The sequence below is a fragment of the Cupriavidus necator genome (assembly GCF_016127575.1).
In the GTDB taxonomy this organism is placed as follows: domain Bacteria; phylum Pseudomonadota; class Gammaproteobacteria; order Burkholderiales; family Burkholderiaceae; genus Cupriavidus; species Cupriavidus necator_D.
The window spans coordinates 943,099-965,068 of record NZ_CP066019.1; the positions used below are offsets into that span (position 1 = coordinate 943,099).

Sequence of the window (21,970 nt, forward strand, 5' to 3'; positions counted from 1 at the left end):
TCGTCAGTCGTCGCTTTACTTCGCCGCGGTTGCCGTCACCGCGCCCTGGAGTTGCTCGGCGACTGGCCCCAGCGCCAGCGCCGGGACATAGGTCAGCGCACCGACCAGCAGCACGGTGCCCACCAGCAGGACGACGAACAGCGGGCCGTGCGTCGGCATCGTGCCGCCGCTCACGGGCACGCGCTTCTTGGCTGCCAGCGAGCCCGCCAGCGCAAGCACCGGGATGATGATCCAGAACCGGCCGAACCACATGGCCGCCGCCAGCAGCGTGTTGTAGAACGGGGTGTTGGCGGACAAGCCCGCAAAGGCGCTGCCATTGTTGTTGGCCGCCGACGAGAGCGCGTACAGGATCTCGGAGAAGCCGTGCGTGCCGGGATTGAACACACCGGCGCGTCCGGCCTCGGTCATCACCGCCACCGACGTGCCGAGCAGCACCAGCAGGGGCGTGACCAGGATCGCCACGGCCGTCATCTTCATCTCGTAGACTTCGATCTTCTTGCCGAGGTACTCCGGCGTGCGCCCGATCATCAGTCCGGCGATGAACACCGCGAGCACGGCGTAGACCAGCATGCCGTACAGCCCCGAGCCGACGCCGCCGAACACGACCTCGCCCAGCTGCATCAGCAGCATCGGCACCAGGCCACCGATGGCGGTGAAGGAGTCATGCATGGCATTGACCGCGCCGCACGACGCCGCGGTCGTGATGGTGGCGAACAGTGCCGAAGCGGCGATGCCGAAGCGCGTTTCCTTGCCTTCCATATTGCCGCCGGCCTGCAGCAGCGACGCGGCGTGATCCACCGGCAATCCGGCCAGCGCCGGGGTCGCCATCTGCTCGGACATCGCCGCCACGCAGGCCATCGCGACAAAGATGACCGTCATGGAAGCCAGCACCGCCACACCCTGTCGCCTGTCTCCCACCATTTCGCCAAAGGTGAAGCACAGCGCCGCCGGGATCAGGAAGATCGCCAGCATCTCGAGAAGGTTGGCCAGGCCATTCGGGTTCTCGAACGGATGCGCCGAGTTGGCATTGAAGAAGCCGCCACCGTTGGTGCCCAGCATCTTGATGGCCTCTTGCGAGGCAACCGGGCCCATCGCCAGCGTCTGCCTGTCGGTCTTCAGGTCTTCCGTCACCGGCTTGCCTTGTGCATCGAGCACCGGTTGCCCGGCCGCATCGAGCTTAGGCTGGCTGTACTCCACCGGCGTGACCAGGCTGGCTTCCTTGTAGGCATCGAAGTTCTGGGTCACTCCCTGGCTGACCAGGGCAAGTGCAATCACGGTCGCGATCGGCGCCAGCACGTACAACGTGACCCGCGTCATGTCGACCCAGAAATTGCCGATGGTGGCGGCGCTCTGGCGCGCGAATCCGCGCATCAGCGCGAACACCACGGCGATGCCGGTCGCCGCGGACAGGAAGTTCTGCACGGTGAGCGCGAGCATCTGCGTCAGATAGCCCATGGTCGACTCGCCGCCATAGCCTTGCCAGTTGGTGTTGGCGACAAAGCTGATCGCCGTGTTGAAGGCCGAGTCCGGCGAAACCGCGCCAAAGCCCTGCGGATTGAGCGGCAGCATGCCTTGCAGGCGCTGCAGCGCATAGACTGCCACCACGCCAAGCAGGTTGAATGCCAGCACCGCGACGGCGTACTGCGTCCACCCCATCCCGGCATCGGCACGCACGCCGCCCAGGCGATACAGCAGCCGTTCCAGCGGCCGGCCCCAGGCGGTCAGCGAATAGTTGCCATCCTCCACCGCACGCCGGATATAGCGTCCGAGAAAAGGGGCGCACGCCAGCAGGATGGCGAGATAGAGGACCAGCAGGCCCACGAATTGGGAGGACATCAGAATTTCTCCGGCCGGAACAACGCAATGAGGAGGTAAACAAAAATGGCAATGGCCAGCACGCCGCTCAACAGATCGGTCCAGCTCATCACAGCCTCCTGTCCGACGCGCTGTTCTTTGCCGCCATCTGGTCATGCGCGCCGCCGTGGCCGCTGCCTGCCGGAGATTTCGGCGCAAGCACGGCGCAAAGCCCCAGCAGGGCTGCGCTCAGCACGGCGAAGCCAATCAATACGATCAAATAGATCCCGTCCATAACAAAGCACCCTTGAATGGTTTCGGCTTGCAGATTAGCGACGGGGTCGTAAAAACAGGGTAGAAAGATGGCCGGTGCGTATAAAGAACGTATAAAGATTCGGGCGATCAGCATGCGCGCGGGAGCCAAGGTGCACCTTCTTGGCCGCTGGCGATCGTGATGCGTGGTGGTAAGGCTGCCGCTGTTGGCGGAGATGCTGCGCCGGCGCGACGCTTCTCTTTCGGATCTTTACGCGACGGCCCGGCGCGTTAATCGAGGGGCTTGACCCGCCGGAATGCACCAAGGAGTGCGAGGTCGTAGGCGATCTTGAGCACGCCGCAGGCAACCAGCGGCGTCCCGACCCAGCCCATCGCCAGCAGCGCGCCCGCCAGGGTCGGGCCGAATGCGGCAGCCAGGCTCCTGGGCACGGCAGTCAGGCTTGCCGCCGCCGGCCGCTCGGGCGGCGTCACCACGGCCATGACATAGGCGGTCCGGGTCGGCACATCCATCTGCGACAGCGCGCTGCGTACGAGCAGCAGCGCCAGCGTCGCCGGCAGGGAGGGGGAGAACGCGGCCGCGATCAGGCAGAGGCTGGATGGGATATGGGTGAACACCATCGTGTTCAGCAAACCGAACCTGCGAGCCAGCGGTGCGGCCACGAGCTGGGAGCCGGCGCTAAGCAGCCCGGCCCAGAAGAAGAACTGCCCGGCGGCACCAATGGAAAGGCCGAAGCGCTGCATCAACCATAGCGCCAGCAGGGAATTCACCACCAGGCCGCCGGCAAATGCGTCGACGCTGAAGAGCAGGGCAAGGCGGGTAACGATCCGGCGAGACGGTCCCAGCGGGACTCTCGCCGTTGCCAGGTGCGGTGGCGGCTCCGGCATGCGGGCATAGAGGAACCAGAGTGCGGCACCGGTCAGGGCATAGACCATGAACATGGCGCGCAGCGCGCTGAGGACAGGAACCCCAAGTTGCGCCGCGAGCCAGTCCGGCAGCGCCGCCGCCAGCGCACCAATGGCCGCGCAGAGGGCCCCGGTCAGGCTGTAGCGGGCGAACAGGGCAGTGCGGGCATCGGCGCAGGCTGAATCGGCAAGACCGGCATGCTCAAGCGGCAGGAAGACGCTGACGTCGCCGGAACTGGGGTTGAGCGTGCCGACGAATGCGACCAGCAATAGCGGCCAGAGGGAGGACAGTCCGGCGAAGCCTATGCCGGTGGCGGCCATCAACGCGGCCGCCGACATCAGCAGCCTGCGCTGCGGATAGCGGTGGCCGATGATGCCCACCAGGACCGTCGCCAGCGCCGAGCCGATCAGGGTTGCGCTGCTGACCAGCCCCACTGCCAGCTGCGCGAAGCCCAGAGCCAGCAGGTACGCCGGCAACAGCACGGCGATAAAGCCGTCACAGAAGCCGCGCAGCGCGCGGCCAACGAGAAGCGGCAAGGCGCCGGGATGAATGCCTGCGGGCAGGACCAGGCGCGCTAGCCAGCCTCTGCTGACAATCATGGCCGGGTCTTCAGGTGTGCGCATCGCAATGGCATCCGTGTTCCGGTGGTCTCATGCCGTCAGTGAAAGCCCGTGGCGATCCCGCCGTACAAGAACACAGTATGCGCCGGACTCGAAGGCACCGGCTTGGGCGACACGGCAAAGGCTGGCATGGCGCCATGTTAGATGGCCCCGCAGATGGTGGCATCGGCCGCATCTGCGCCGCGCGCCGCCTTGGTATGGCGTTCCAATCAGTCCTTGAGCGCGAGCGCAGCTTCCGGCGCGCGGAGGAAGCTGATCGCCAGGCGATTGAACGCATTCATCAGGCTGATGGCGGGGGCAGGGGGGATCACTCCGAGCGGATTCATCGATGCACTTGACAAAAATACCAATTGGTATATTCTGGCTTCCATGAATAAAGCTCAGCGAACCCGCCAGTTCATCGTCGAGAAGACAGCCCCGATCTTCAACGTCAAAGGCTATGCCGGTACGTCCCTGGCCGATATGACGGAGGCCACCGGGCTGACGAAGGGCAGCGTCTACGGCAACTTTGCCAACAAGGAGGAAGTGGCCCTGGCTGCTTTCGATCACAACTGGAAGCAGGCGCAGGCGGCAGTCCGGGCCGTAATGGCCACGAGAGAAACCAGCAAGGAGCAGCTGCTCGCATTGACAGGCGTGTATGAAAGCCTGCCTGAGGAATTCCCCGTGGGGGGATGCCCGCTGCTCAACACAGCGATTGAAGCCGACGACACGCACCCGGCCCTGCGCGAGAAAGCCATGGAGGCTTTCCGGGGCTGGAAGACGCATCTTGTCAAAGTCATCAAGGCAGGGATTGCTTCGCAGGAGTTCCGCAAAGACGTCGATGCCGAGCAGACTGCCGTCACGCTGATTGCATTGATCGAGGGCGCCATCATGATCTCTCGCCTCACAGGCAACGCTGGCTACAGCAAGGCCGTGATGTCGGCGGTAGAAAAAACCATCGTCGATCTGAAGTGATTTTTTCGACCAAAAATATACCAATTGGTATTCTATCTGCCAAAGGAAGCAACCATGAGCGTGCAGCTGAAACGGAAAGTCGCATTCGCCCTGTCGATGGGAGTCGTGACGACAGGGATCATTTCCTTTGTCCTCCTTACTCTCAATCTCGGATTCTCGGAAGGATTTGCCCTGACGTGGCTGCGTTCCTGGGGCATCGGATATGTGATCGTCATTCCCGCCATCCTCCTGGTCGGTCCGCGTTTGCAAACGCAGGTCGATCGCCTGATTCACTGAGCCGGCAGGCCCGCATCGAGGACCACTGACATGTCCAGGTCATTCCTGCCGCGGCTGCTTGCCTCCGTTCTCGTCCTCGGCGCTTTGATTGCGTCGGGATGCGCCCACCACGCCAACAAGCCGGTACAGAAAGCCGAGATCGGATTCATCAAACTCGACTCGGACATCTCGCTCAGGACGATGGTGGTGCACAACCCCAGTCCGAGAGGGACCGTTCTCTTCCTGCATGGATTCCCGGAGACCCTGTACGCCTGGAAGGACATTGCCCTGACTCTCGGCGATGACTACGAAGTACACGCCATCGATTGGCCTGGCTACGGCCTCTCATCACGACCAACGGCCGACAAGTTCTCCTATGCGCCCAGAGACTATGCCCGGGTTCTGAAGGAGTACATCCGCAAGGCGGGCATCGGCACGTCAAAGCTCACGATCTACGCAACGGATATCGGAGCCTTGCCTGCCCTTCTCCTGGCTCTCGAGGAGCCGGACATTGCCAGGACGATCATCGTGGGCGACTTCGCCCCGTTCAACAGACCTCGTTACATGTACGAAAGCCTGCAGAGCCTGAAGTCGCAACCTTCGGCCGAGCTGGCTCGTGTTCAGTTGAACAAGAATCGCGAGGATGTTCTCCAGAATGCCTACAGGCGCGGCTTGGCCAGGGAAGCGCAGTTCGACATATCCGGCGAACTCAAGGACGACATGTCACGCGGATGGAGCCATGGGGAGATGACGTCAGCGGACGCCTTCTATCACTACTACTTGCACTTCACGCGGGACCAGGAGTATTTCGAGGCGAACCTGGGCCGGCTCAAGACGCCCGTGAAGGTAGTCTGGGGTGAGAAAGACATCTACATCAATAAGGACATGGGCATCGAGTTCGCCGAGAAGGCCCATGCAGCGTTCACCCTGCTTCACGGGGTTGGGCACTACCCGCACCTGCAGGACCCCCAGCAAACCGTGGCAGAGATTCGCGCTTCATTCCGGTAAGCCCGCATTGCGAGCGGGGCCCGGGCAGCCGACCTCGTCTGAGGACGACGGGATCCCGCACGACACATGAGCGCCCCTCTGCCACGGACCTTTGGCCCGCTGGCGGACCCCACCGCGCACGGCGGCACTGCGAACGACGCGTTTCATCTGGTGATTCCGTCGATTCCCGGCTTCGGCTTTTCACAGAAGCCCGCAGACACTGGCTGGAATCCGGATCGCATCGCACGCACCTGGGACGTGCTGATGAAGCGGCTCGGATATGCGCGCTACGTTTCGCAGGGAGGCGACTGGGGCGCCATCATCTCCGACGCACTTGGCCGTCTGGCGCCTGAAGGACTGCTTGGCATCCACGTCAGCCGCATCGAGCGCGCCACGACGTTGCCACCAGCAATAGCCATGGCGCTGAAAAGCGGGGAGCCTGCGCCGGCAAACCTGACCACCGAAGAAAAGCAGGTGTTCGATGAGGCGAGGGATTTCCTCAACAAGGGATTCGGTTACGCGGCCATCATGCAAACGCGGCCGCAGACCATCGGCTTTGGCCTGGCCGATTCGCCAGTGGGGCTGGCAGCGTGGATCTATGACAAGCAGGCCGACTGGGTATTCACGCGTGGCGATCCTGAGCGGTCACTGGACCGTGACGCGATCCTTGACAACATCTCGCTCTACTGGCTCACAAATACAGGCGGGTCGAGCGGACGGATCTACTGGGAAACCAGTGCCGCCCCGGCAAGGAATTCCCCCATCACCGTTCCAGTGGCAGTGACCGTCTTCCCTGGCGAGGTCTACCGGCCACCGAGGCAGTGGTTGGCACGAGCCTATCCAAACCTGATCTACTACAACCGCGTTGCCAAAGGCGGTCACTTCGCGGCTTGGGAAGAACCGGAGCTGTTCAGCGCGGAGCTACGATCTGCGTTCCGATCGTTGCGCTGAGCGGAAGACGCTGTGCAGGAACGGTGTCGGCCCACGGTGGACGTTGCGCAACTCGCGTCACGCTGCTTGCCGTTTGGCCGGCACAACCGTTCCTATGTACACCGCCGGCACATCGAGCGGTGTACCGGACGGACTCAGCGGGTACCTCGTTCACCGATGCCGAAATGGAGCGTCACGAGCGTTCTCTGCTCTCATGTTGGCAGACAAGGTGTCAATCAAGGGACAAGAAGCCTCATTGCCATTGGCGTGGCATTGCCCAATGAGATTCTTCAGTTCCGCTCGCATTCGTCGCAGATCCTTCATTCTTTCCTCAACAAGACTGAGCTTTTGCTCGGCCAGCGCGCGGGCTGTACTGCACGTGCTGCCATCGTTCTGTCGCAGCAGTACCCGGATTTCATCCAGGGTGAACCCGAGCGACTGGGCCTGGCGAATGAAATGAAGCCGCTGCAAGCTCTGCTGCGAATACTGTCGAATGGCGCCATAGGCACGCTCCGGCACCGGCAGCAGGCCGCACCGATGGTAGTAGCGTACCGTCTCCACGCCAACACCAGCCGCCTTGGCCAGCTTCCCGATTGTTAGTGTGTGCTCCATCGCTTGACTCCGTACCTTGGTACGGACCTACGCTACGCCTAAACCGCACATACGGGAAGGGCGGATTGCGTTTCGATGGGTAACGACAGGGATCGGAGCGCCAGGCACGGTGACCGTCTGCTGCCCATCGGCCGTGAGGCAAAGAGAAATGATGAGCGCCGTCAAGCTGCAGTCAATCATCACCTGCCCCAAGTGCGCGCATGCAAAAGAAGAAACCATGCCCATCGATGCCTGCCAGTGGTGCTATGAGTGCGAGTGCTGCCACGCGATGCTAAGGCCCAAGGCCGGTGATTGCTGCGTCTTCTGCTCATACGGCAGCGAAAGGTGCCCGCCCATGCAGCAGCATTCCTGCTCGTGTGTTCGCCGACGCAGGTACAGCGATGCACGACGTACCCTCGATTCGGTTCCCCCCGGATGATCCCGCCTCTTACCCAGCTCCGCTTGCCAGCGGAACATGTTTTTGCTCGACATTACGCGACGCCCGTTATACGTCGCGGGGAATTCAGAGAGGGGTCATTATGCAATCGCGGATCATTCGCGTTCTGCCCGCAGAAGATGGCTGGGCATTGGAGTTCGGCGGCCTCAATATAAAGGCCCAGAAATTTCCGACCATGGAGGCGGCAATCGCTGCGGGTTGGGGGGTGGCCAGACGAGAGAACGCCGAATTGCACATACATCGTCACGACGGGGACGTGCAATTGCGCAACGCGTGCGGCGACGAGCAACAGGAGGCGCGGCGGTGACGCCGTACTAGCTGTGAAGCGGCGAAAAAGGGCAAGGAGAACGCCTGGGAAAGGGTGGTGAGCTCAAGTGATGTTTTGGGCGCACATTTGCCAGGCAGTGCCTGCCAAATTCCTTGAGGGGAGATACTGTGCGGCAGATCCGCTCGAACGGCCACGCTTGATGCGGCTTCCACGAGGACTGTCTGGCGGTGCCGAAGCACCGCCAGACCAGAGGCATTGCTATCCCGCAAGCGGCCCGGCCGCCATCAAGGCATCCAGCTTTGCCTTCACCATTTCAAGCAGGCAGAGCGCGCTGAAGCACGCTTCCGAGCGCACGCTTTGCTGCTCCAGCAGTACGAGTACGCCATCAATGCCGGCACGCACTTCATGCAGGCACGCGTTGGTTTCGATTGCATCGACCATTACTGACTCCTTAGCAGGTTAAGGCGCGCCACTCATTTGAAGGTGAAGGTGGCGGGCCAGACTGCGAGGGTGGAAACCAGTCTCCGGGAAAACCAGCCAGCCTTGCGGCTGCCTCGCCTGGCCCGCCATGGAACGATGCGTTCATGCGAGCACGCAGGAGTGCCGTATGGGATGCGACTCTCCTGCCCGGAGACACCTCGGGTTTCCACGCCCGGTCACCGGCGATCCGATGACGCAACCAGTATTTCCTGCCAGAGTCATGCAGGCGATAAGAGATGTCGCATTCGGAAGAGGCGCGCGAAGCTTGCGGCAACTCAGGCGAGTCGGAAATCGTTGAGTCTTGGAATGCGAGGTGGTCGCGGCATGGAACTAAGCCAAATTATGCGTTCCCGATCCCGCCAGCGAAGATCTTTGGCAGGGATCCGTCCACACTATGCTCCCCCACCTGAGCCACAAAATCCTCCCCCTCCGGCAACCCCAACGAAAACTTCACCGGAAAATTCACAGCAATCCCGCCTTCCGCGGGTACGGACCGCACCACCTCCCGCGCCTGCACATGCGGATCCTCAAACAGCGCCGTCGCCCCCAGCAACGGCGAGAACGGAATATCCAGCGGCCCGAAGAACGCCTCCCACTCGGCCAGGTCGCGCGTGCGGAACACCGCCGCCATCAGGTCATTGACCTCCACCTTGTGCCCGTACCGTCCGGCACGCGTGGCAAAACGCGGATCGCGCAGGGCCGGGAACTCATCACCCAGCGCCTCGCACAGGTTGACCCAGAACTTGTTCTCGAGGATGCCCATCGCCAGATGCAGGCCATCGCGCGTCTCGAAGAGATCGTTCTCCGGCATCACGGTAGGGGATGCCTGCGGCGATGCCTCATGCCCGCGGGCGGCCCAGACGCCATGGGCGGTCCACGACAGGATCGCGTCATGGATCGAGACATCCAGATGTTGCCCCTGCCCGTTCTGGTGCGCACTCATGATCGCCACTGCAAGCGACAGCGCCGCGTAGCCGGATGCGGCGTAATCCGACACCCGCACGCGCGGGCGCGAGACCTTGTCGTGCACCTGCACCGGCGTCGCCCAATAGCCGGCCAGCGCCAGGTAGTTCAGGTCATGCCCGGCGTGGCTGGCATAGGGGCCAGTCTGGCCGAAGCCCGAGACCGAACACAGCACGATGGCCGGATTGACCGCCGCCAGTGCTTCATAGCCCAGCCCGAGTCGCGCCATCACGCCGGGGCGGAAGCCTTCCACCACGGCATCGGCATTGCGGACCAGGTCAAGGAAGGCTTCGCGGCCAGCATCGGTCTTCAAGTCCAGCGCTACCGAGCGTTTGCCGCGATTGAACTGTGCAAACACCGTCGGACCAAGCTGCCGCGCAGTGTCGCCGGTGCCGGGCTGCTCTACCTTGATGACATCGGCACCCAGTTGCCGCAGCAGGCTGCATGCGTGCGGACCGGGCAGCAACTGGCTGACGTCGATGATGGTGACGTCCTTGAGGCAGGACCATTCTGGCTTCATACAGCGCCCTGGGGGGAGAACGAAAGAAGGGGTGCCGCACGTGCGGAAGGTGGCGTGCGGCGCGGGGCGGACCGGACGCTCACCCCAGGTCGCCGAGCATGCCGATCGACTTCATCAGGTCGCCGTAACGCGCGTTGTCGCTGGCGACAATGGTGCCGAACTGCGCGGGCGAGGCGCTGCGGCGCAGTTCGCCGGCATTGGCCTTGAGCTGGGCATCAAACACGCCGGCCGTCTGCAGGGCGCCGACGGCGGCATGCAGCTTCTGGGTCAGTTCGGCCGGGAAGTTGGCCGGTGCGAACAGGCCGCTCCAGTTGTCGATGACAAAGCCCGGGGGCAGGGCTTCGGCCATGGTTGGCACGTCCGGGAAGAACGGCGAACGGGTGGCCGCAGTGACGGCAAGCACCCTGACCTGGTTATTGCGCACGTATTGCGTTGCGGTGCCGAGCACCGGCATGCCGAACTGGGTTTGTCCGGTCAGCATGGCGGTGATGATTTCCGGCGCACCCTTGTAAGGGATATGCACGGCGTCACAGCCGGTCTGGTGCAGCATGGTTTCCACCGCAAGATGGGCGATGCTGCCCTTGCCGCCGGAGCCGTAGTTGAACTTGCCCGGCGCTTTCTTCATGGCGGCGATCAGTTCGGCAGCGGTCTTGTAGGGCGACGAGACCGGCACCACCAGCGCGGACGGTCCGCCGGACAGGGCCGTGATCGGCGTGAAGTCGTGGATCGGATCGTATGGCATCTTGCGGTACATGTGCACGTTGATCACGTGCGCATTGGCCAGTATGCCCAGCGTATAGCCATCGGGCGCGGCCCGGCGCAGCGCGCTGGCGCCGATGATGCCGCCGGCGCCGGGCATGTTCTCGACCACCAGCGGCTGGCCGAGCTTCTTGCCCAGCTCCGCCGACAGCGTGCGGGCCACGTTGTCGGGCGTGCTGCCGGCGATAAACGGAACGATCAGCCGGATCGGGCGGCTGGGGTAGCTGGATGAAGCGCTGGCGGCGCGGGCCGGCAGCAGCAGGCTGCCCAGCGCGGCGGCGCCGGCGGTGGCAAGCCAGTTTCGGCGGTTCATGCTTGGTCTCCGTGGTCTTGTCTTATGGTGTTCATGCCGGCGGCGACCGTGCCGCCGGCACGGTCAGGCCTTCTGCTGCTGCAGCGGTTCAAGGATAGCGCGCGCAATGGTGTTGCGCTGGATCTCGCTGGTGCCGGTGAAGATGCGGAACATGCGCAGCTTGCGGAAGGTCTGCTCCACCGGATGGCCGCGCGTGACGCCGACGTTGCCGTGGATCTGCACGGCCTTGTCCGCCACCTCGAAGCAGCGCTCCGAGACAAAGAGCTTGCACGCCGCAGCCTTCATGCGCAGGTCGGCGCCGGCATCGGCCAGCGCGGCGGTGTGCGTGATCATGCTCTCGCAGGCCCACAGCGCGGCGGCCATGTCGGCCAGCATGTGCTGGATCGCCTGGAAGCGCGCGATCGGCCCGCCGAACTGGCGGCGCTGGCCGGCATATGCCACCGACGACTCATATGCCCTGGTGGCCAGCCCCAGCATGCTGGGGCAGTGCAGCAGGCGGTTCACGTTGATGCGCGACATGCCCAGCTTGAAGCCGTTGCCTTCGCCGCCAAAGATATTGGCGCGCGGCACGCGCACGTTCTCGAAGCGGATGTCGCCGTCGATATGCTGGCCCGACATCGGCACGTACTCGTTGCTTACCGTCACGCCGGGCAGGTCCAGGTCGACCAGCACCGCGGTGATGGCCGGCGGCGTGGTGGTGGCGTCGGTCACGCACATGACGATGGCAAAGTCGGCGAACGGCGCGCCGCTGATGTAGTGCTTGCCGCCGTTGATGACCAGCTCGTCGCCATCGGCCACGGCCGAGGTCCTGATGCTTTGCGCGTCGGAGCCGGAATGCGTTTCCGTCAGTGCGAAGCAGGTCGACTTCTCGCCGCGGATCACGGGCTCGAAGTAGCGCTTGAGCTGGTCCGGCGTGGCGTACTTGAGCATGTTGCCCACGCGCGGCGGGCCGCCCAGGTCGCCCAGCACGTGCGCGGCCAGGGTGGAGCCGCTGGCGGCCAGGTCGGCCTTGAGCGCGCATTGCTCCTGGATGTTCAGGCCCTTGCCGCCGAGCGATGTCGGCAGGCACGCGGCGTAGAAGCCCAGCTCGCTGGAGCGGCGCCAGACCTTGCGCAGGGTCTCGCGCGGCCACGGGTCTTCAGAGCCCAGGCCGAGTTCCTGTTCCAGCGGGCGCAGTTCTTCGTCGATAAAGCGGCGGATGCCGGCGCGGGTTTCCAGCAGTACGGGATTGGTCAGGTGATCGAACATGGCGGGCTCCTTCAATTCACACGGCGCCCGACGCCTTGCCAGTAGCGTTCGCGCACGATCTTGCGGGCCAGCTTGCCGCTGGCGTTCTTGGGCAGCTCGGCGACGAAGTCCACCGAGCGCGGCGACTTGTAGTCGGCAATGCGCTCGCGGCAATGCGCGATCAGCTGCTGCGCGGTGGCCTCGCGCCCGGGGCGCAGCGTGACCACGGCCTTGACGCTTTCGCCCCAGGTGTCGTCCGGCACGCTGATGACGCAGGCTTCCAGTACGTCGGGGTGCTGGTACAGCGTGGCTTCCACTTCGGTCGGATAGACGTTGAAGCCGCCGGAGATGATCATGTCCTTCTTGCGGTCGACCAGGTACAGGTAGCCGGCCTCGTCCACGCGCGCCATGTCGCCGGTGTGCAGCCAGCCATCGATGATGGTCTCGCGCGTCAGCGCGGGCTCGTTGAAGTAGCCGTGGAACACGTCTTCGCCGCGGATCACCAGCTCGCCGATCTCGCCCACGGCGACCTCCTTGCCTTGCTCGTCGACCACGCGCACTTCGGTCTCGCCCAGGGCGCGGCCGCAGGAGGCCAGGCGCTCAGGGTGGTTGGCAATGGCGTCGGCATGGTCGGTGGTGGACAGACGTGTGACGCCCGAGGTCGATTCGCTGGCGCCATAGCCCTGCGACAGGATCGGGCCGATGCGCTCCCAGGCCTCGCGGATGCGTGCCGGCGCCATTGGCGCGGCACCGTAGGCCAGAGTCTTCAGGCTGGACAGATCGGCCTGGGCCAGCGTGGGCTCGGCCAGCAGCATGTTGATCATGGCCGGGACCATGAACACGTGGGTGATGCGTAGCCGCGCCACCTCGGCCAGGAAGTGCGCGGGCTCGAATTTCTCGAACAGCACCAGCGTGGCGCCCTGGTACAGGTAGGGCTGCATCAGCATGCCGGAGGCGTGCGTGACCGGCCCGATCAGCGCCAGCCGGTCGCCGGGGCGGGCCGGGCGGTCCATGCCGGACACCATCTTGCGCAGCGCCGCCATGCGGTTGCCGTAGCTCTGCATGGCAGCCTTGATCTTGCCGGTGGAGCCGGACGAGAAGTGCAGCACGGCCAGGTCGTCGGGGGCGGGGGTGATGTCAGGCGGCGTGGTGCCGGCATTGGCCAGCAGCGCTTCATACTCGACATAGCCCGCCGGCGCATCGCCGATGGCAATAAAGGTCTCGATGCTGCCGAAGCCGGCCGTGGTGCGCGCATGGCCGGTGTAGCCGGGGCCGGTGATCAGCACGCGCGGGGTGCAGTTCCCGACCACGTCGCTGGCCTCGGCCGCGGTGAAGCGCGGGTTGAGCGCCGCCTTGACCAGGCCGGCCTTGTACAGCGCGCATTCCAGTTCGACCAGCTCGGGCCGGTTGCGCGACTGCACCGCGACGCGGTCGCCGGGCTGCAGGCCCAGTGCCAGCAGCGCATTGGCCAGGCGCGTTGAGCGTTGGTCCAGCTGGCGATAGGTCACCACCCGGTCCTGGTAGAGGATGGCGGGCTGGTCGCCCCAGTAGCGCGCGGCGCGGCGCAGGAAATACGCGAAACCCATGCTGTCTCCGTTGATGCCTGTTGATTCCGGTGAGCGCTTTTACGTGTGCTCGTGCGCCGTAGTCTGTAAGATGGCTGGCATCACCACAATGAAGTATTGGCTATAAAGCCATAACCATCAGGAATGTGAGGCAATGGAGACGCGGGATATCGAATACATCCTCGCCGTGGCGGCGCACGGCGGCATCGGCCGTGCCGCCGACGCGCTGGGAATCAGCCAGCCGGCGCTGACCAAGGCGGTGCAGCGGGTGGAGACCCAGGCCGGGCTGCCGCTGTTCGAGCGCACCGCCAACGGCATGACCGCCACCTACGCCGGCACGCGCTTCCTGGAGCGGGCGCGGCGCATCCAGCTGGAATACGAGGACGGCATCAAGGAGATGCTGGGCATCCGCACCGGCGAGCAGGGCATCCTGCGCGTGGGCTATTCGCCGTCGATCCCGGGCAACGTGATCCTGGGCGCTTGCCGGCAACTGGTGCGCGAGCGTCCCGTGGCACGGCTGCGGCTGCGCCGCAGGCTGGCGCGCGACCTGCTGGACCTGCTGGCGGCGGGGGAACTGGATGTGGCGGTGGCACCGGCGCCGTTGGCAGCCTCATCGACCGGCCTGGCGGTGCAGCCGCTCTTTGACGACCGGCTGGTGGTGGTGGCGGACGAGGGCCATGCCTTGCTGCAGCGGCGCAAGCTGCGGCTGGCGGACCTGGCGGACCAGGAATGGCTGCTGCCCGAAGGGCATATCACGCTGCGCCAGCAGGTGGACGCGGCGTTCCGCCAGCGCGGCCTGCCGGAGCCGCAGCCGCGCATCGAGATCGACTTTGGCAGCAGTTCGCTGTTTGCGCTGATGCAGGGCACGCAGATGCTGAGCATCGCCAATGAAGGCGGCGATGCCATGCAGCACGGCCTGCGCGTGCTGCCGCTGGGCGTGGAGGAGCTGGACCTGCGCCGGAACATCGGCGTGATCTCGCGCGAGGGCGCCTACCTGTCGCCGCTGGCGCAGCGCCTGACGGTGCTGCTGAGCGAGCACAGCCGCTGAGGCAGCGGCAGGGCCACGCGGTTATTGCAGCGGGATCTTGGCCACCTCCGCCAGCCGCTTCCAGCGCTGGATCTCGTCCTTCTGGTACTGCAGCATTTCGGCAGGCGATGACAGGATCAGCTTGGTCGACTGGCGCGTGTAGTACTCGCGCACATCCGGGGCCCTGCCGGCCTGCGCAAACAGGTCCTGCAGCCGTTTCACCACTGCCGGCGGCGTCTTTGCCGAGACCGCCGCGGCTACCCAGTTGTAGGCCAGGAAGTCCGGCAGGCCGGCTTCGGCGATGGAGGGCACGTCCGGCAGCAGCGGCGAGCGCTGCGGTGCGGTGTAGGCCAGCGCGCGGACCTTGCCGCCGCGGACCAGTTCGATGGCGCCGGTGGCATCCACCACGGCGAAGTCGACATTGGCCGCCATCACGCCGTTGATGGCATCGCCAGCGCCCTTGTACGGCACGGCGGTGGTCTTGATGCGGGCCAGGTCGTTGAGCCACTCGGAGTAGAGCGTGTAGGAGATCGAGCCCGAGCCGTAATTGAGCGCGCCGGGGCGCTTGCGGGCATCTTCCAGCAGTTCCGTCAGCGTGCGGTAGGGCGAGCTTGCCGGCACGATGATCACGCATGGCCCGCGCGACAGCAGCGTGATCGGCGCAAAGTCGGTCAGCGGGTCATACGGCAGCTTGCGGAAGGTGGCGGCGTTGGTCGACAGCGTGGAATTGCTGCCGATAAAGACGGTGTAGCCGTCTGGCGGCGCGTTCAGCGCGGTCTGCACGCCAATGAAGCCGTTGCCGCCGGGCTTGTTCTCCACCACCACGCCCTGGCCGGTCAGCTCGCCGATCTTCTTGGCGAACATGCGCGCGGTGGTGTCGGTGCCGCTGCCGGAAGGGAAGGGCACGACAAAGCGGATCGGGCGGGACGGGAAGGCGTCGGCGGACTCGGCGGCGGGCGCCGCCAGCGGCGTGGCGGTGCCGATGGCCGCCAGTGCGGCGGCAGCCAGTCCAAGGAAGCGGCGGCGGGAACGGAAAACCTGTTGCATGGTGTCTCCTGAGCGTGGAATGCCCGGCGTGTTCCCGCCGGTGCAAGGGGATAAGCGGGGGCCTAACGGCGCAAGCCGAGCAGGTCGCGTGCGATGACCCAGCGGTGCACCTCGCTGGGCCCTTCGTAGATGCGCATCAGGCGGGTCTCGTTGGCCATCTGCTGCAGCGGCAGCTCCTTGGTCATGCCCATCGCGCCGAAGGTCTGCATGGCGTGGTCGATCACGTCCCACGCCATCTCGGTGGCGAATACCTTGATCATCGATACCTGCGTGCGGGCCTCGTCGCCGGCGTCGATGCGGCTGGCGGCTTCGTAGGTCATCAGGCGGCACGCGTGGATGCGCGTGGCGGCGTCGGCCACCCACCACTGGATCGCCTGGCGCTGCGCCAGCGGCGCGCCGAAGGTCTGGCGCTGCGGCGCGTACTCGCAGATCATGTCCAGCGCCCGCTGCGCCCGGCCGATGCACCACGCGGCCATCTGCACGCGGCGCGTGGACAGCCGCGCCTGCATCGGCGCAAAGCCCTGGCCCTCGGTGCCCAGCAGCTGCGAGGCGGGGATGCGGCAGTCTTCCAGCACCACCTCGTAAGTCGATGCGCCGCCGATCATCGGGATGCGGCGCTCCACCCGGAAGCCCGGCGTGCCGCGCTCGACGATAAAGGCCGAGATGCCGCCGCGCGCGCCCTTGGCCTTGTCGGTCACGGCCATGACGATGGTCCAGTCGGCGCGTGCCGCGCGGCTGATCCAGATCTTGCGCCCATTGAGCACCCAGTGCTCGCCGTCGCGTTCGGCGCGCGTGGTCATCATGGCGGGGTCGCCGCCGGCGCCGGGTTCGGAAATGGCGATGGCCGACACGGTCTCGCCGCGCGCGTAAGGGGCCAGGTAGCGCTCACGCTGGGCCTCGCTGGCGCTCAGCATCAGCATGCGCAGGTTGGGCGAGTCCGGCGGCAATTCGTAGGGCGTGATGGTCTTGCCCAGTTCTTCGTTGACACCCACCATGGCCACCGTGGGCAGGTCGGCGCCGCCCATCTCCGTGGGCGCATCCAGGCCCCACAGGCCCAGTTCGCGCGACATCGCGTCGAGCCGCGCATGCTCTTCCGGCAGCAGCGTCATCTGCCCGCCGGCGGCTTCGCGCGCCAGCACCGCGGGTTCCAGCGGGATCAGCTGCTCGCGCACAAAGCGCGCGACCAGGTCCTTGAGCATCCGGTGTTCGTCGTCCAGTTCAAAGTTCATGCCCTGTCTCCTGCTGATTCGTTATGGTTGGCTGACGCCTTGGGCGAGGCCCAGCTCCTGCAGGACTTCGGCGGTGTGTTCGCCCAGTCCCGGCGCATGGCGGCGCAGCGACAGCGGCGTGGCCGAGAAGCGCGCGGCGGGGCGCACTTCGCGCAGCGGGCCTTCGGTGGGGTGCTGCGTTTCCTGGAACAGGCCGACGGCGCGCAGGTGCGGGTGGTCGACCAGCGCGTCCAGGCCGTAGATCGGCGTGGCGGGGATGTCGAGCGACTCGAACAGCGCCATCCATTCATCGGTGGTGCGCGCCGGCGTCAACTCGGCCAGGTGACCGTACAGCGCGCGGATATTGGCGTTGCGCTGCGCGCGGTCGGCCACCTCGTAGCGCTCGGCCAGGTCGTCGCGGCCCACGGCGCGGAAGAAGGCTTGCCAGTGGCGCTCGGTGTAGGGCAGGGCGCAGATCCAGCCGTCGCGGGTCGGCGCGGGTCGGCGCCCGCCCTGCAGCAGGCGGGCGTAGCCGGCGCCTGTGGGTGCGGGCTCGAAGGTCAGGCCGCCCAGGTGCTCGGCCATCACGAACGCGGTCATGGTCTCCAGCATCGGCACCTCCACCGACTGGCCGACGCCGTGGCGCTCGCGGCACAGCAGGGCTGCCAGCACGGCGTTGGCCAGGGCCAGCCCGGTAGTCTTGTCGGCGATCAGGCTGGGCACGTACTCCGGGCGATCGCCGGTGGTGGAACCCAGCGCGACCAGCCCGCAGCCGGCCTGGATGATGTCGTCGAAGGCCGGCTTGTCGCGGTGCGGACCGTCCTGGCCGAAGCCGGTGGCCACGCAGTAGACGATGCGCGGATTGATGCGCGCCACTTCGGCATAGCCGAAGCCCAGCCGCTCGATCGCGGCTACGCGCATGTTGTGCACCAGCACGTCGGCGCTGGCGATCAGCCCGCGCAGCGCCTCGGCGCCCTCGGGGGTCTTCAGGTCGAGCACGACCGAGCGCTTGTTGCGGTTCAGCGCCAGGTAGATCGAGCTCATGCCGGCGTGCTGCGAGACGCCGTTGGCGCGCATCAGGTCGCCCTCGGGCCCTTCGATCTTGATCACGTCGGCGCCAAAGTCGGCCAGCACCTGCGTGGCCAGCGGCCCGAGCACGACCGCGGTGAGGTCGAGCACGCGGATGCCGTCCAGCGGGCCGGCCGGCGTGGCGCGGGTGTCTTGTTCGCTCATCGGGGCCACTCCTTCAACGGCGCTTGAAAACAGGGGCGCGGCGCGCGGCCATGGCGGCGACGCCCTCGCGGAAGTCTTCGCTGCGGAACTGTCCGTGCTGGATTGCCAGTTCGCGCTGGTTGATCTCGGCGATGCGGTCGGCCAGCCCTTCGCGCAGCGTGGCGCGCGTGGATTCCACGGCCAGCGGGGCAGAGGCGGCGATCTCTTGCGCCAGGGCCATGGCGCGGGCATTGACCTGCGCCTTTTCCACCAGTTCATCGGCCAGGCCGATCTCGACCGCGTCGGTGCCGGTGATGCGCCGGCCGGTATAGAACAGCAGCGCGGCCTGCTGCTCGCCCACCAGCCGCGGCAGCGTCAGGCTCATGCCGAAACCGGGGTGAAAGCCCAGCCGGTTGAAGTTGGCGCTGAAGCGTGCCTCGGCGCAGGTCACGCGGAAGTCCGCCACCAGCGCCAGCCCCATGCCGGCGCCGATGGCGGCGCCTTCCACCGCGGCCACGATCGGCTTGCGGTTGCGGTAAAGCCTCATCGCATGCGCGTAGAAGCCGCCCGGGTCGTTGGCTATCGCGCCCTGGTCGGCGCCGCTGAAGTCGGCCCCGGCGCAGAAGGCGCTGACGCCGGACGCCAGCACGATGGCGCGGCAGTTCTCGTTGTCGTCCAGCGCCTGCAGGGTGTCGGCCAGGCGCCGCATGATGTCGGCATCGACAAAATTGTGCGGTGGGCGGGACAGGACGATGCGGGCGACGTGGCCTTCATGGGTGACCTGGATATTGGCGTCGGCTGACATGCGGGGCGTTCCTCTGTGGTGGATCGGCTCGGGGGCCGGGATGGACACAGTATTCGCGCCGCACGGCCGTACCGCTATACTCTAATTTCACTAACTGAAATTATTGGCGATGCCGGACGCCGTGCTGCCAGAGCCCTCCACCCGCCGCGTCACGCACCAGACCGGCCGCTTTACCCGCGACACCGCGGGCAGCCAGTCGCTGGAGCGCGGGCTGGTGCTGCTGCGGGCCTTCCGTGTTGGCACCACCAGCCTGACCAATGCCGAGCTGGCGGTGCGCACCAGCCTGCCGCGCCCCACCGTCAGCCGGCTGACGCGCTCGCTGGTGGATGCCGGCTTCCTGCGCTATGACGTGAACGAACGCGCCTACCGGCTGGCGCCGGTGGTGCTGAGCCTGGCCGATGCCTTCCACCAGTCCAGCCGCGCGCCGGACATTGCCTTGCCGCTGATGCGCAAGGTGGCCGAGGCCGGCAAGGTCAACGTGGGGCTGGCCGTGGGCGACCAGCTGGAGATGGTGTACCTGGCGTCGATCCGGCACAGCCGCGACAGCGTGTCGCGCACGCGGCGCGTGGTGCCGGGAACCCGCGTGCCGATGGAGATGACGGCGATCGGGCTGTCATGGCTGGCGGCGCAGCCTGAGGGGGTGAGGGAGGACCTGCTGGCCGGCATCGCCGCGCGCCAGGGCGAGGACTGGATCAACATGCGGGCCAAGGTGCTGCGCGGCATCGCGCAGGCGCAGCGGCACGGCTATTGCACCGCGGCCTACCAGCCCGGGCACCTGCTGGCCGTGGGGGCCGCATTTTCCGGGCCGGACCAGCAGCTTTACGGGCTCAATATCAGCTTCCCGTTCAACGAGAGCGAGCGCAGCCGCGACAATGCCCGCTATGCGGCCCAGCTGGAGCGGCTGGTGGCGGACATCCAGGAGGCCTGGCGCCGCGCCGCCGGATAATCCGGGCTCAGTACACCGACGGCATGCCTGCGGGCCGGTTCTTGAAGCGCCGGTGGATCCAGTAATACTGCTCCGGCATGGTGGCGATCTGGGCTTCGAGGAAGGCGTTCATGCGGCGCGAATCTTCCTCGACGCTGCCCGAGGGGAAGCCTTCCAGCGGGTCGAATATGCGCAGCCGGTAGCCGCGGTAGTCGGGCAGCACTTCGGTGGTGAAGGGCACCACGCGCGCGCCGGTCATGCTGGCCAGGCGCGAGGCCGAGGTCAGCGTGCAGGCCGGCACGCCAAAGAACGGCACGAACACCGAATCGTTGATGCCGAAATCCATGTCCGACGCCAGCATTACCGGGCAGCCGGCGCGCAGCGTGCGCACCACCTGCTTGCCGCTGCCGCTGCGCGGGATCATCTCGGCGCCAAAGCGCCCGCGCTGCGTGCGCGAGATGTCTTCCAGCATCTGGCTGGACATCCTGGTGTACAGCGAGGCCACCGGGTGGCGCATCGAATAGAACATGCAGCCGGCCTCGATGCCGACGAAATGGAAGCCCATGAAGATGGTCGGATGCTCCGCGCACGAGGCCAGGTCGATGCGCGAGTCCAGTTCCACCAGCTTGCCCAGGCGCTCGGCGCTGCCGAACCACTGCACGCCGCGCTCCAGGTAGCTGCGCAGGACGTGGCCGAAGTGGTTCCGTGCCAGCTTGTCGCGCGTGTCTGCATCCATGTCCGGGAAGCACAGGGACAGGTTGGTATGGACAATGCGCCGGCGGCGGCTGGGGATGCGATACAGCAGCTTGCCGATCGCATCGCCCAGGCGTGCGGTGACACCGTACGGCAGGGCGGCGACGAGCTTGAAGACTGCGATGGTGAGCGCAGCCTGGAGCCGGTGTTTCATGTAGATCCTAGGAGCGGCAGCGGCGGCTCGGGCAAAGGCCCCGGGCAGGCGGCTGCGCGGCAATAATTCGGCGCCACTGGCTGGTGGCGAACGGGGTGCACCCGAACGACGGGAAGAGCGAGGGCCGGCCCCCGGCATATGCCCGGCGCCTGGCGCGGCACGGTGTGCGCGTCGGAGGCTGACAAAGCAAGGCGGGACGCCAGGGCGGCGCCCCCGGCACGGCGCGCGGGCCGAAGGGCGGCGTGGGTGCGCTATGCGTCGCTGCGCAAGCTTTCTCTGAAGGGCGCACTGTAGCACGATGGCAGCTGCCCGGCGATGACGGTTACTACCAGTAGCAAACAGGGGGAGATTATTGCAGCGCCTGGGTGATTCAGCGGAAATGCTCGGGCCGGGGCAGGGCATTTCCGACTGTGCCGGGGTGCGATCCGGGGAAGGGAAAATGGCGCTGAATAATACGCGCAGGCGGCGTCGTCACGCCTGCAATAATGACCGGCGGGATTATCGGGCAGGAATTGCTCAGGGTTTTTTCAATTCGCCCAGGTAGTAATTGACCTCGGCCAGCAGGGCGCGGTGGAATTCCGCCGGCAGGACATGGTCGTCGGTCAGCGACATCAACTGGTTGATGCGCTGGCGGAAGCGCTGCTCGGCGCTGGCGCGCGCCGCCGGCGGCAGGCCTGTGGTCAGCGAGCACAGCAGCTCGCGCATCACCAGCAGGCGCGCGCCATACTGGATCATGGCATCGCCTTGTGTCTTGAGGTTTTGCGCCAGCTGTTCCGGCATCGTCTTGCCCGGCTCGCCAGGTGCACCCGGAGCGGGAGATTCGGCGGTGTTGTGGTCATTGTTGTCGGGCGCGGCCGCGCCGGTCTTTTTTCCAAGCATGGTGATCCTGAACATGGGCGAGGCTCCCTGGTACAAGCGGGGCCGGCCTGAAACGCCGGCGGCCTGGATGGCAGTAGCACTCATCATGGAAGCCTGCCGT

General features: G+C 65.9%; 24 protein-coding genes. 8 read left to right on the top strand and 16 right to left on the bottom strand.

The window, feature by feature from the left end; translation table 11 throughout:
- Window positions 1–15: 15 nt before the first annotated feature.
- The 4 genes from kdpA to I6H87_RS23280 all read right to left on the bottom strand — a co-directional run bounded on the left by kdpA (window position 16) and on the right by I6H87_RS23280 (window position 3,594).
- The gene (gene kdpA, locus I6H87_RS23265; protein ID WP_011616873.1) at window positions 16–1,836 is read right to left on the bottom strand and encodes a potassium-transporting ATPase subunit KdpA; all 1,821 of its coding nucleotides are present in this window, start codon (window positions 1,834–1,836) and stop codon (window positions 16–18) included.
- The gene (gene kdpF / locus I6H87_RS23270) at window positions 1,836–1,925 is read right to left on the bottom strand and encodes a K(+)-transporting ATPase subunit F (RefSeq protein WP_010809614.1); all 90 of its coding nucleotides are present in this window, start codon (window positions 1,923–1,925) and stop codon (window positions 1,836–1,838) included. The genes kdpA and kdpF overlap by 1 nt, the downstream gene beginning before the upstream one ends.
- Window positions 1,925–2,203 carry a hypothetical protein gene (locus tag I6H87_RS23275; RefSeq protein ID WP_010809615.1) on the bottom strand — a complete coding sequence of 93 codons (279 nt, stop codon included), beginning with the start codon at window positions 2,201–2,203 and terminating at the stop codon, window positions 1,925–1,927. Before I6H87_RS23275 ends, kdpF begins: the two co-directional genes overlap by 1 nt.
- A gap of 134 nt (window positions 2,204–2,337) precedes the next feature.
- A complete protein-coding gene (locus I6H87_RS23280) occupies window positions 2,338–3,594 on the bottom strand; it encodes an MFS transporter (protein WP_041688040.1) in 1,257 nt (418 codons plus the stop codon).
- A gap of 141 nt (window positions 3,595–3,735) precedes the next feature.
- Between I6H87_RS23280 and I6H87_RS23285 the strand changes: the two genes are divergently transcribed.
- The 4 genes from I6H87_RS23285 (at window position 3,736) to I6H87_RS23300 (ending at window position 6,738) form a co-directional block, all read left to right on the top strand.
- Window positions 3,736–4,545 (top strand): TetR/AcrR family transcriptional regulator, encoded by an 810-nt coding sequence (locus I6H87_RS23285; RefSeq protein ID WP_197540022.1) that lies wholly within the window; start codon window positions 3,736–3,738, stop codon window positions 4,543–4,545.
- A gap of 54 nt (window positions 4,546–4,599) precedes the next feature.
- Complete coding sequence (locus I6H87_RS23290) at window positions 4,600–4,821, top strand: DUF2798 domain-containing protein (protein ID WP_010809618.1); 222 nt, start codon at window positions 4,600–4,602, stop codon at window positions 4,819–4,821.
- 30 nt (window positions 4,822–4,851) lie between these two features.
- Entirely contained in the window at window positions 4,852–5,808 is a 957-nt protein-coding gene (locus tag I6H87_RS23295) for an alpha/beta fold hydrolase (protein WP_011616876.1), read from the top strand.
- A gap of 66 nt (window positions 5,809–5,874) precedes the next feature.
- On the top strand, window positions 5,875–6,738 hold the full coding sequence (locus tag I6H87_RS23300; protein WP_011616877.1) for an alpha/beta fold hydrolase: 864 nt from the start codon (window positions 5,875–5,877) through the stop codon (window positions 6,736–6,738).
- Between the two features lie 150 nt (window positions 6,739–6,888).
- Here the strand turns inward: I6H87_RS23300 and I6H87_RS23305 are convergent, their stop codons facing one another.
- The gene (locus tag I6H87_RS23305) at window positions 6,889–7,329 is read right to left on the bottom strand and encodes a MerR family transcriptional regulator (RefSeq protein ID WP_010809622.1); all 441 of its coding nucleotides are present in this window, start codon (window positions 7,327–7,329) and stop codon (window positions 6,889–6,891) included.
- 151 nt (window positions 7,330–7,480) lie between these two features.
- Between I6H87_RS23305 and I6H87_RS34490 the strand changes: the two genes are divergently transcribed.
- Both I6H87_RS34490 and I6H87_RS23310 read left to right on the top strand, forming a co-directional pair.
- Window positions 7,481–7,747, top strand: coding sequence for a GDCCVxC domain-containing (seleno)protein (locus tag I6H87_RS34490; protein ID WP_081050364.1), 267 nt, complete (start codon window positions 7,481–7,483; stop codon window positions 7,745–7,747).
- A gap of 100 nt (window positions 7,748–7,847) precedes the next feature.
- Window positions 7,848–8,072, top strand: a complete 225-nt coding sequence (locus I6H87_RS23310; RefSeq protein ID WP_011616879.1) for a DUF2188 domain-containing protein — start codon at window positions 7,848–7,850, stop codon at window positions 8,070–8,072.
- Between the two features lie 219 nt (window positions 8,073–8,291).
- On the opposite strand, the gene I6H87_RS23315 is transcribed toward I6H87_RS23310, so the two are convergent.
- From I6H87_RS23315 to I6H87_RS23335, 5 genes are all read right to left on the bottom strand, one after another.
- Window positions 8,292–8,474, bottom strand: coding sequence for a DUF1484 family protein (locus I6H87_RS23315; RefSeq protein WP_010809624.1), 183 nt, complete (start codon window positions 8,472–8,474; stop codon window positions 8,292–8,294).
- A 379-nt stretch (window positions 8,475–8,853) separates the two neighbouring features.
- Window positions 8,854–9,996, bottom strand: a complete 1,143-nt coding sequence (locus tag I6H87_RS23320) for a CaiB/BaiF CoA transferase family protein (RefSeq protein ID WP_011616880.1) — start codon at window positions 9,994–9,996, stop codon at window positions 8,854–8,856.
- Window positions 9,997–10,075: 79 nt separating this feature from the next.
- Window positions 10,076–11,068: a tripartite tricarboxylate transporter substrate binding protein gene (locus I6H87_RS23325; protein WP_011616881.1), complete on the bottom strand. Its 993-nt coding sequence runs from the start codon at window positions 11,066–11,068 to the stop codon at window positions 10,076–10,078.
- Window positions 11,069–11,131: 63 nt separating this feature from the next.
- Entirely contained in the window at window positions 11,132–12,316 is a 1,185-nt protein-coding gene (locus I6H87_RS23330; protein WP_011616882.1) for an acyl-CoA dehydrogenase family protein, read from the bottom strand.
- A gap of 11 nt (window positions 12,317–12,327) precedes the next feature.
- Window positions 12,328–13,881, bottom strand: coding sequence for an AMP-binding protein (locus tag I6H87_RS23335; protein WP_011616883.1), 1,554 nt, complete (start codon window positions 13,879–13,881; stop codon window positions 12,328–12,330).
- A gap of 133 nt (window positions 13,882–14,014) precedes the next feature.
- On the opposite strand from I6H87_RS23335, the gene I6H87_RS23340 reads away from it, so the two are divergent.
- The gene (locus tag I6H87_RS23340) at window positions 14,015–14,908 is read left to right on the top strand and encodes a LysR family transcriptional regulator (RefSeq protein ID WP_011616884.1); all 894 of its coding nucleotides are present in this window, start codon (window positions 14,015–14,017) and stop codon (window positions 14,906–14,908) included.
- 21 nt (window positions 14,909–14,929) lie between these two features.
- Here I6H87_RS23340 and I6H87_RS23345 read toward each other — a convergent pair whose 3' ends face one another.
- The 4 genes from I6H87_RS23345 to I6H87_RS23360 all read right to left on the bottom strand — a co-directional run bounded on the left by I6H87_RS23345 (window position 14,930) and on the right by I6H87_RS23360 (window position 19,159).
- Window positions 14,930–15,934 carry a Bug family tripartite tricarboxylate transporter substrate binding protein gene (locus I6H87_RS23345; protein WP_011616885.1) on the bottom strand — a complete coding sequence of 335 codons (1,005 nt, stop codon included), beginning with the start codon at window positions 15,932–15,934 and terminating at the stop codon, window positions 14,930–14,932.
- A gap of 62 nt (window positions 15,935–15,996) precedes the next feature.
- Window positions 15,997–17,163 carry an acyl-CoA dehydrogenase family protein gene (locus I6H87_RS23350; RefSeq protein WP_011616886.1) on the bottom strand — a complete coding sequence of 389 codons (1,167 nt, stop codon included), beginning with the start codon at window positions 17,161–17,163 and terminating at the stop codon, window positions 15,997–15,999.
- Window positions 17,164–17,184: 21 nt separating this feature from the next.
- On the bottom strand, window positions 17,185–18,375 hold the full coding sequence (locus I6H87_RS23355; RefSeq protein ID WP_011616887.1) for a CaiB/BaiF CoA transferase family protein: 1,191 nt from the start codon (window positions 18,373–18,375) through the stop codon (window positions 17,185–17,187).
- A 13-nt stretch (window positions 18,376–18,388) separates the two neighbouring features.
- Entirely contained in the window at window positions 18,389–19,159 is a 771-nt protein-coding gene (locus I6H87_RS23360) for an enoyl-CoA hydratase/isomerase family protein (protein ID WP_011616888.1), read from the bottom strand.
- Window positions 19,160–19,268: 109 nt separating this feature from the next.
- On the opposite strand from I6H87_RS23360, the gene I6H87_RS23365 reads away from it, so the two are divergent.
- Window positions 19,269–20,105 (top strand): IclR family transcriptional regulator, encoded by an 837-nt coding sequence (locus I6H87_RS23365; RefSeq protein ID WP_010809634.1) that lies wholly within the window; start codon window positions 19,269–19,271, stop codon window positions 20,103–20,105.
- A 7-nt stretch (window positions 20,106–20,112) separates the two neighbouring features.
- Here I6H87_RS23365 and I6H87_RS23370 read toward each other — a convergent pair whose 3' ends face one another.
- Window positions 20,113–20,991 carry a lipid A biosynthesis lauroyl acyltransferase gene (locus I6H87_RS23370; protein WP_010809635.1) on the bottom strand — a complete coding sequence of 293 codons (879 nt, stop codon included), beginning with the start codon at window positions 20,989–20,991 and terminating at the stop codon, window positions 20,113–20,115.
- Between the two features lie 516 nt (window positions 20,992–21,507).
- Window positions 21,508–21,885 (bottom strand): hypothetical protein, encoded by a 378-nt coding sequence (locus I6H87_RS23375; RefSeq protein ID WP_010809636.1) that lies wholly within the window; start codon window positions 21,883–21,885, stop codon window positions 21,508–21,510.
- Between the last annotated feature and the right edge of the window lie 85 nt (window positions 21,886–21,970).

Coding starts and splice junctions, on each gene's coding strand:
- I6H87_RS23330 (WP_011616882.1), bottom strand. CDS start 12,316: ATGTTCGATCACCTGACCAATCCCGTACTGCTGGAAACCCGCGCCGGC.
- kdpF (WP_010809614.1), bottom strand. CDS start 1,925: ATGAGCTGGACCGATCTGTTGAGCGGCGTGCTGGCCATTGCCATTTTT.
- I6H87_RS23340 (WP_011616884.1), top strand. CDS start 14,015: ATGGAGACGCGGGATATCGAATACATCCTCGCCGTGGCGGCGCACGGC.
- I6H87_RS23345 (WP_011616885.1), bottom strand. CDS start 15,934: ATGCAACAGGTTTTCCGTTCCCGCCGCCGCTTCCTTGGACTGGCTGCC.
- I6H87_RS23360 (WP_011616888.1), bottom strand. CDS start 19,159: ATGTCAGCCGACGCCAATATCCAGGTCACCCATGAAGGCCACGTCGCC.
- I6H87_RS23370 (WP_010809635.1), bottom strand. CDS start 20,991: ATGAAACACCGGCTCCAGGCTGCGCTCACCATCGCAGTCTTCAAGCTC.
- I6H87_RS23355 (WP_011616887.1), bottom strand. CDS start 18,375: ATGAGCGAACAAGACACCCGCGCCACGCCGGCCGGCCCGCTGGACGGC.
- I6H87_RS23350 (WP_011616886.1), bottom strand. CDS start 17,163: ATGAACTTTGAACTGGACGACGAACACCGGATGCTCAAGGACCTGGTC.
- I6H87_RS23300 (WP_011616877.1), top strand. CDS start 5,875: ATGAGCGCCCCTCTGCCACGGACCTTTGGCCCGCTGGCGGACCCCACC.
- I6H87_RS23325 (WP_011616881.1), bottom strand. CDS start 11,068: ATGAACCGCCGAAACTGGCTTGCCACCGCCGGCGCCGCCGCGCTGGGC.
- I6H87_RS23275 (WP_010809615.1), bottom strand. CDS start 2,203: ATGCTGATCGCCCGAATCTTTATACGTTCTTTATACGCACCGGCCATC.
- kdpA (WP_011616873.1), bottom strand. CDS start 1,836: ATGTCCTCCCAATTCGTGGGCCTGCTGGTCCTCTATCTCGCCATCCTG.
- I6H87_RS23290 (WP_010809618.1), top strand. CDS start 4,600: ATGAGCGTGCAGCTGAAACGGAAAGTCGCATTCGCCCTGTCGATGGGA.
- I6H87_RS23375 (WP_010809636.1), bottom strand. CDS start 21,885: ATGTTCAGGATCACCATGCTTGGAAAAAAGACCGGCGCGGCCGCGCCC.
- I6H87_RS23295 (WP_011616876.1), top strand. CDS start 4,852: ATGTCCAGGTCATTCCTGCCGCGGCTGCTTGCCTCCGTTCTCGTCCTC.
- I6H87_RS23335 (WP_011616883.1), bottom strand. CDS start 13,881: ATGGGTTTCGCGTATTTCCTGCGCCGCGCCGCGCGCTACTGGGGCGAC.
- I6H87_RS34490 (WP_081050364.1), top strand. CDS start 7,481: ATGAGCGCCGTCAAGCTGCAGTCAATCATCACCTGCCCCAAGTGCGCG.
- I6H87_RS23310 (WP_011616879.1), top strand. CDS start 7,848: ATGCAATCGCGGATCATTCGCGTTCTGCCCGCAGAAGATGGCTGGGCA.
- I6H87_RS23305 (WP_010809622.1), bottom strand. CDS start 7,329: ATGGAGCACACACTAACAATCGGGAAGCTGGCCAAGGCGGCTGGTGTT.
- I6H87_RS23315 (WP_010809624.1), bottom strand. CDS start 8,474: ATGGTCGATGCAATCGAAACCAACGCGTGCCTGCATGAAGTGCGTGCC.
- I6H87_RS23365 (WP_010809634.1), top strand. CDS start 19,269: ATGCCGGACGCCGTGCTGCCAGAGCCCTCCACCCGCCGCGTCACGCAC.
- I6H87_RS23280 (WP_041688040.1), bottom strand. CDS start 3,594: ATGCGCACACCTGAAGACCCGGCCATGATTGTCAGCAGAGGCTGGCTA.
- I6H87_RS23320 (WP_011616880.1), bottom strand. CDS start 9,996: ATGAAGCCAGAATGGTCCTGCCTCAAGGACGTCACCATCATCGACGTC.
- I6H87_RS23285 (WP_197540022.1), top strand. CDS start 3,736: ATGGCCCCGCAGATGGTGGCATCGGCCGCATCTGCGCCGCGCGCCGCC.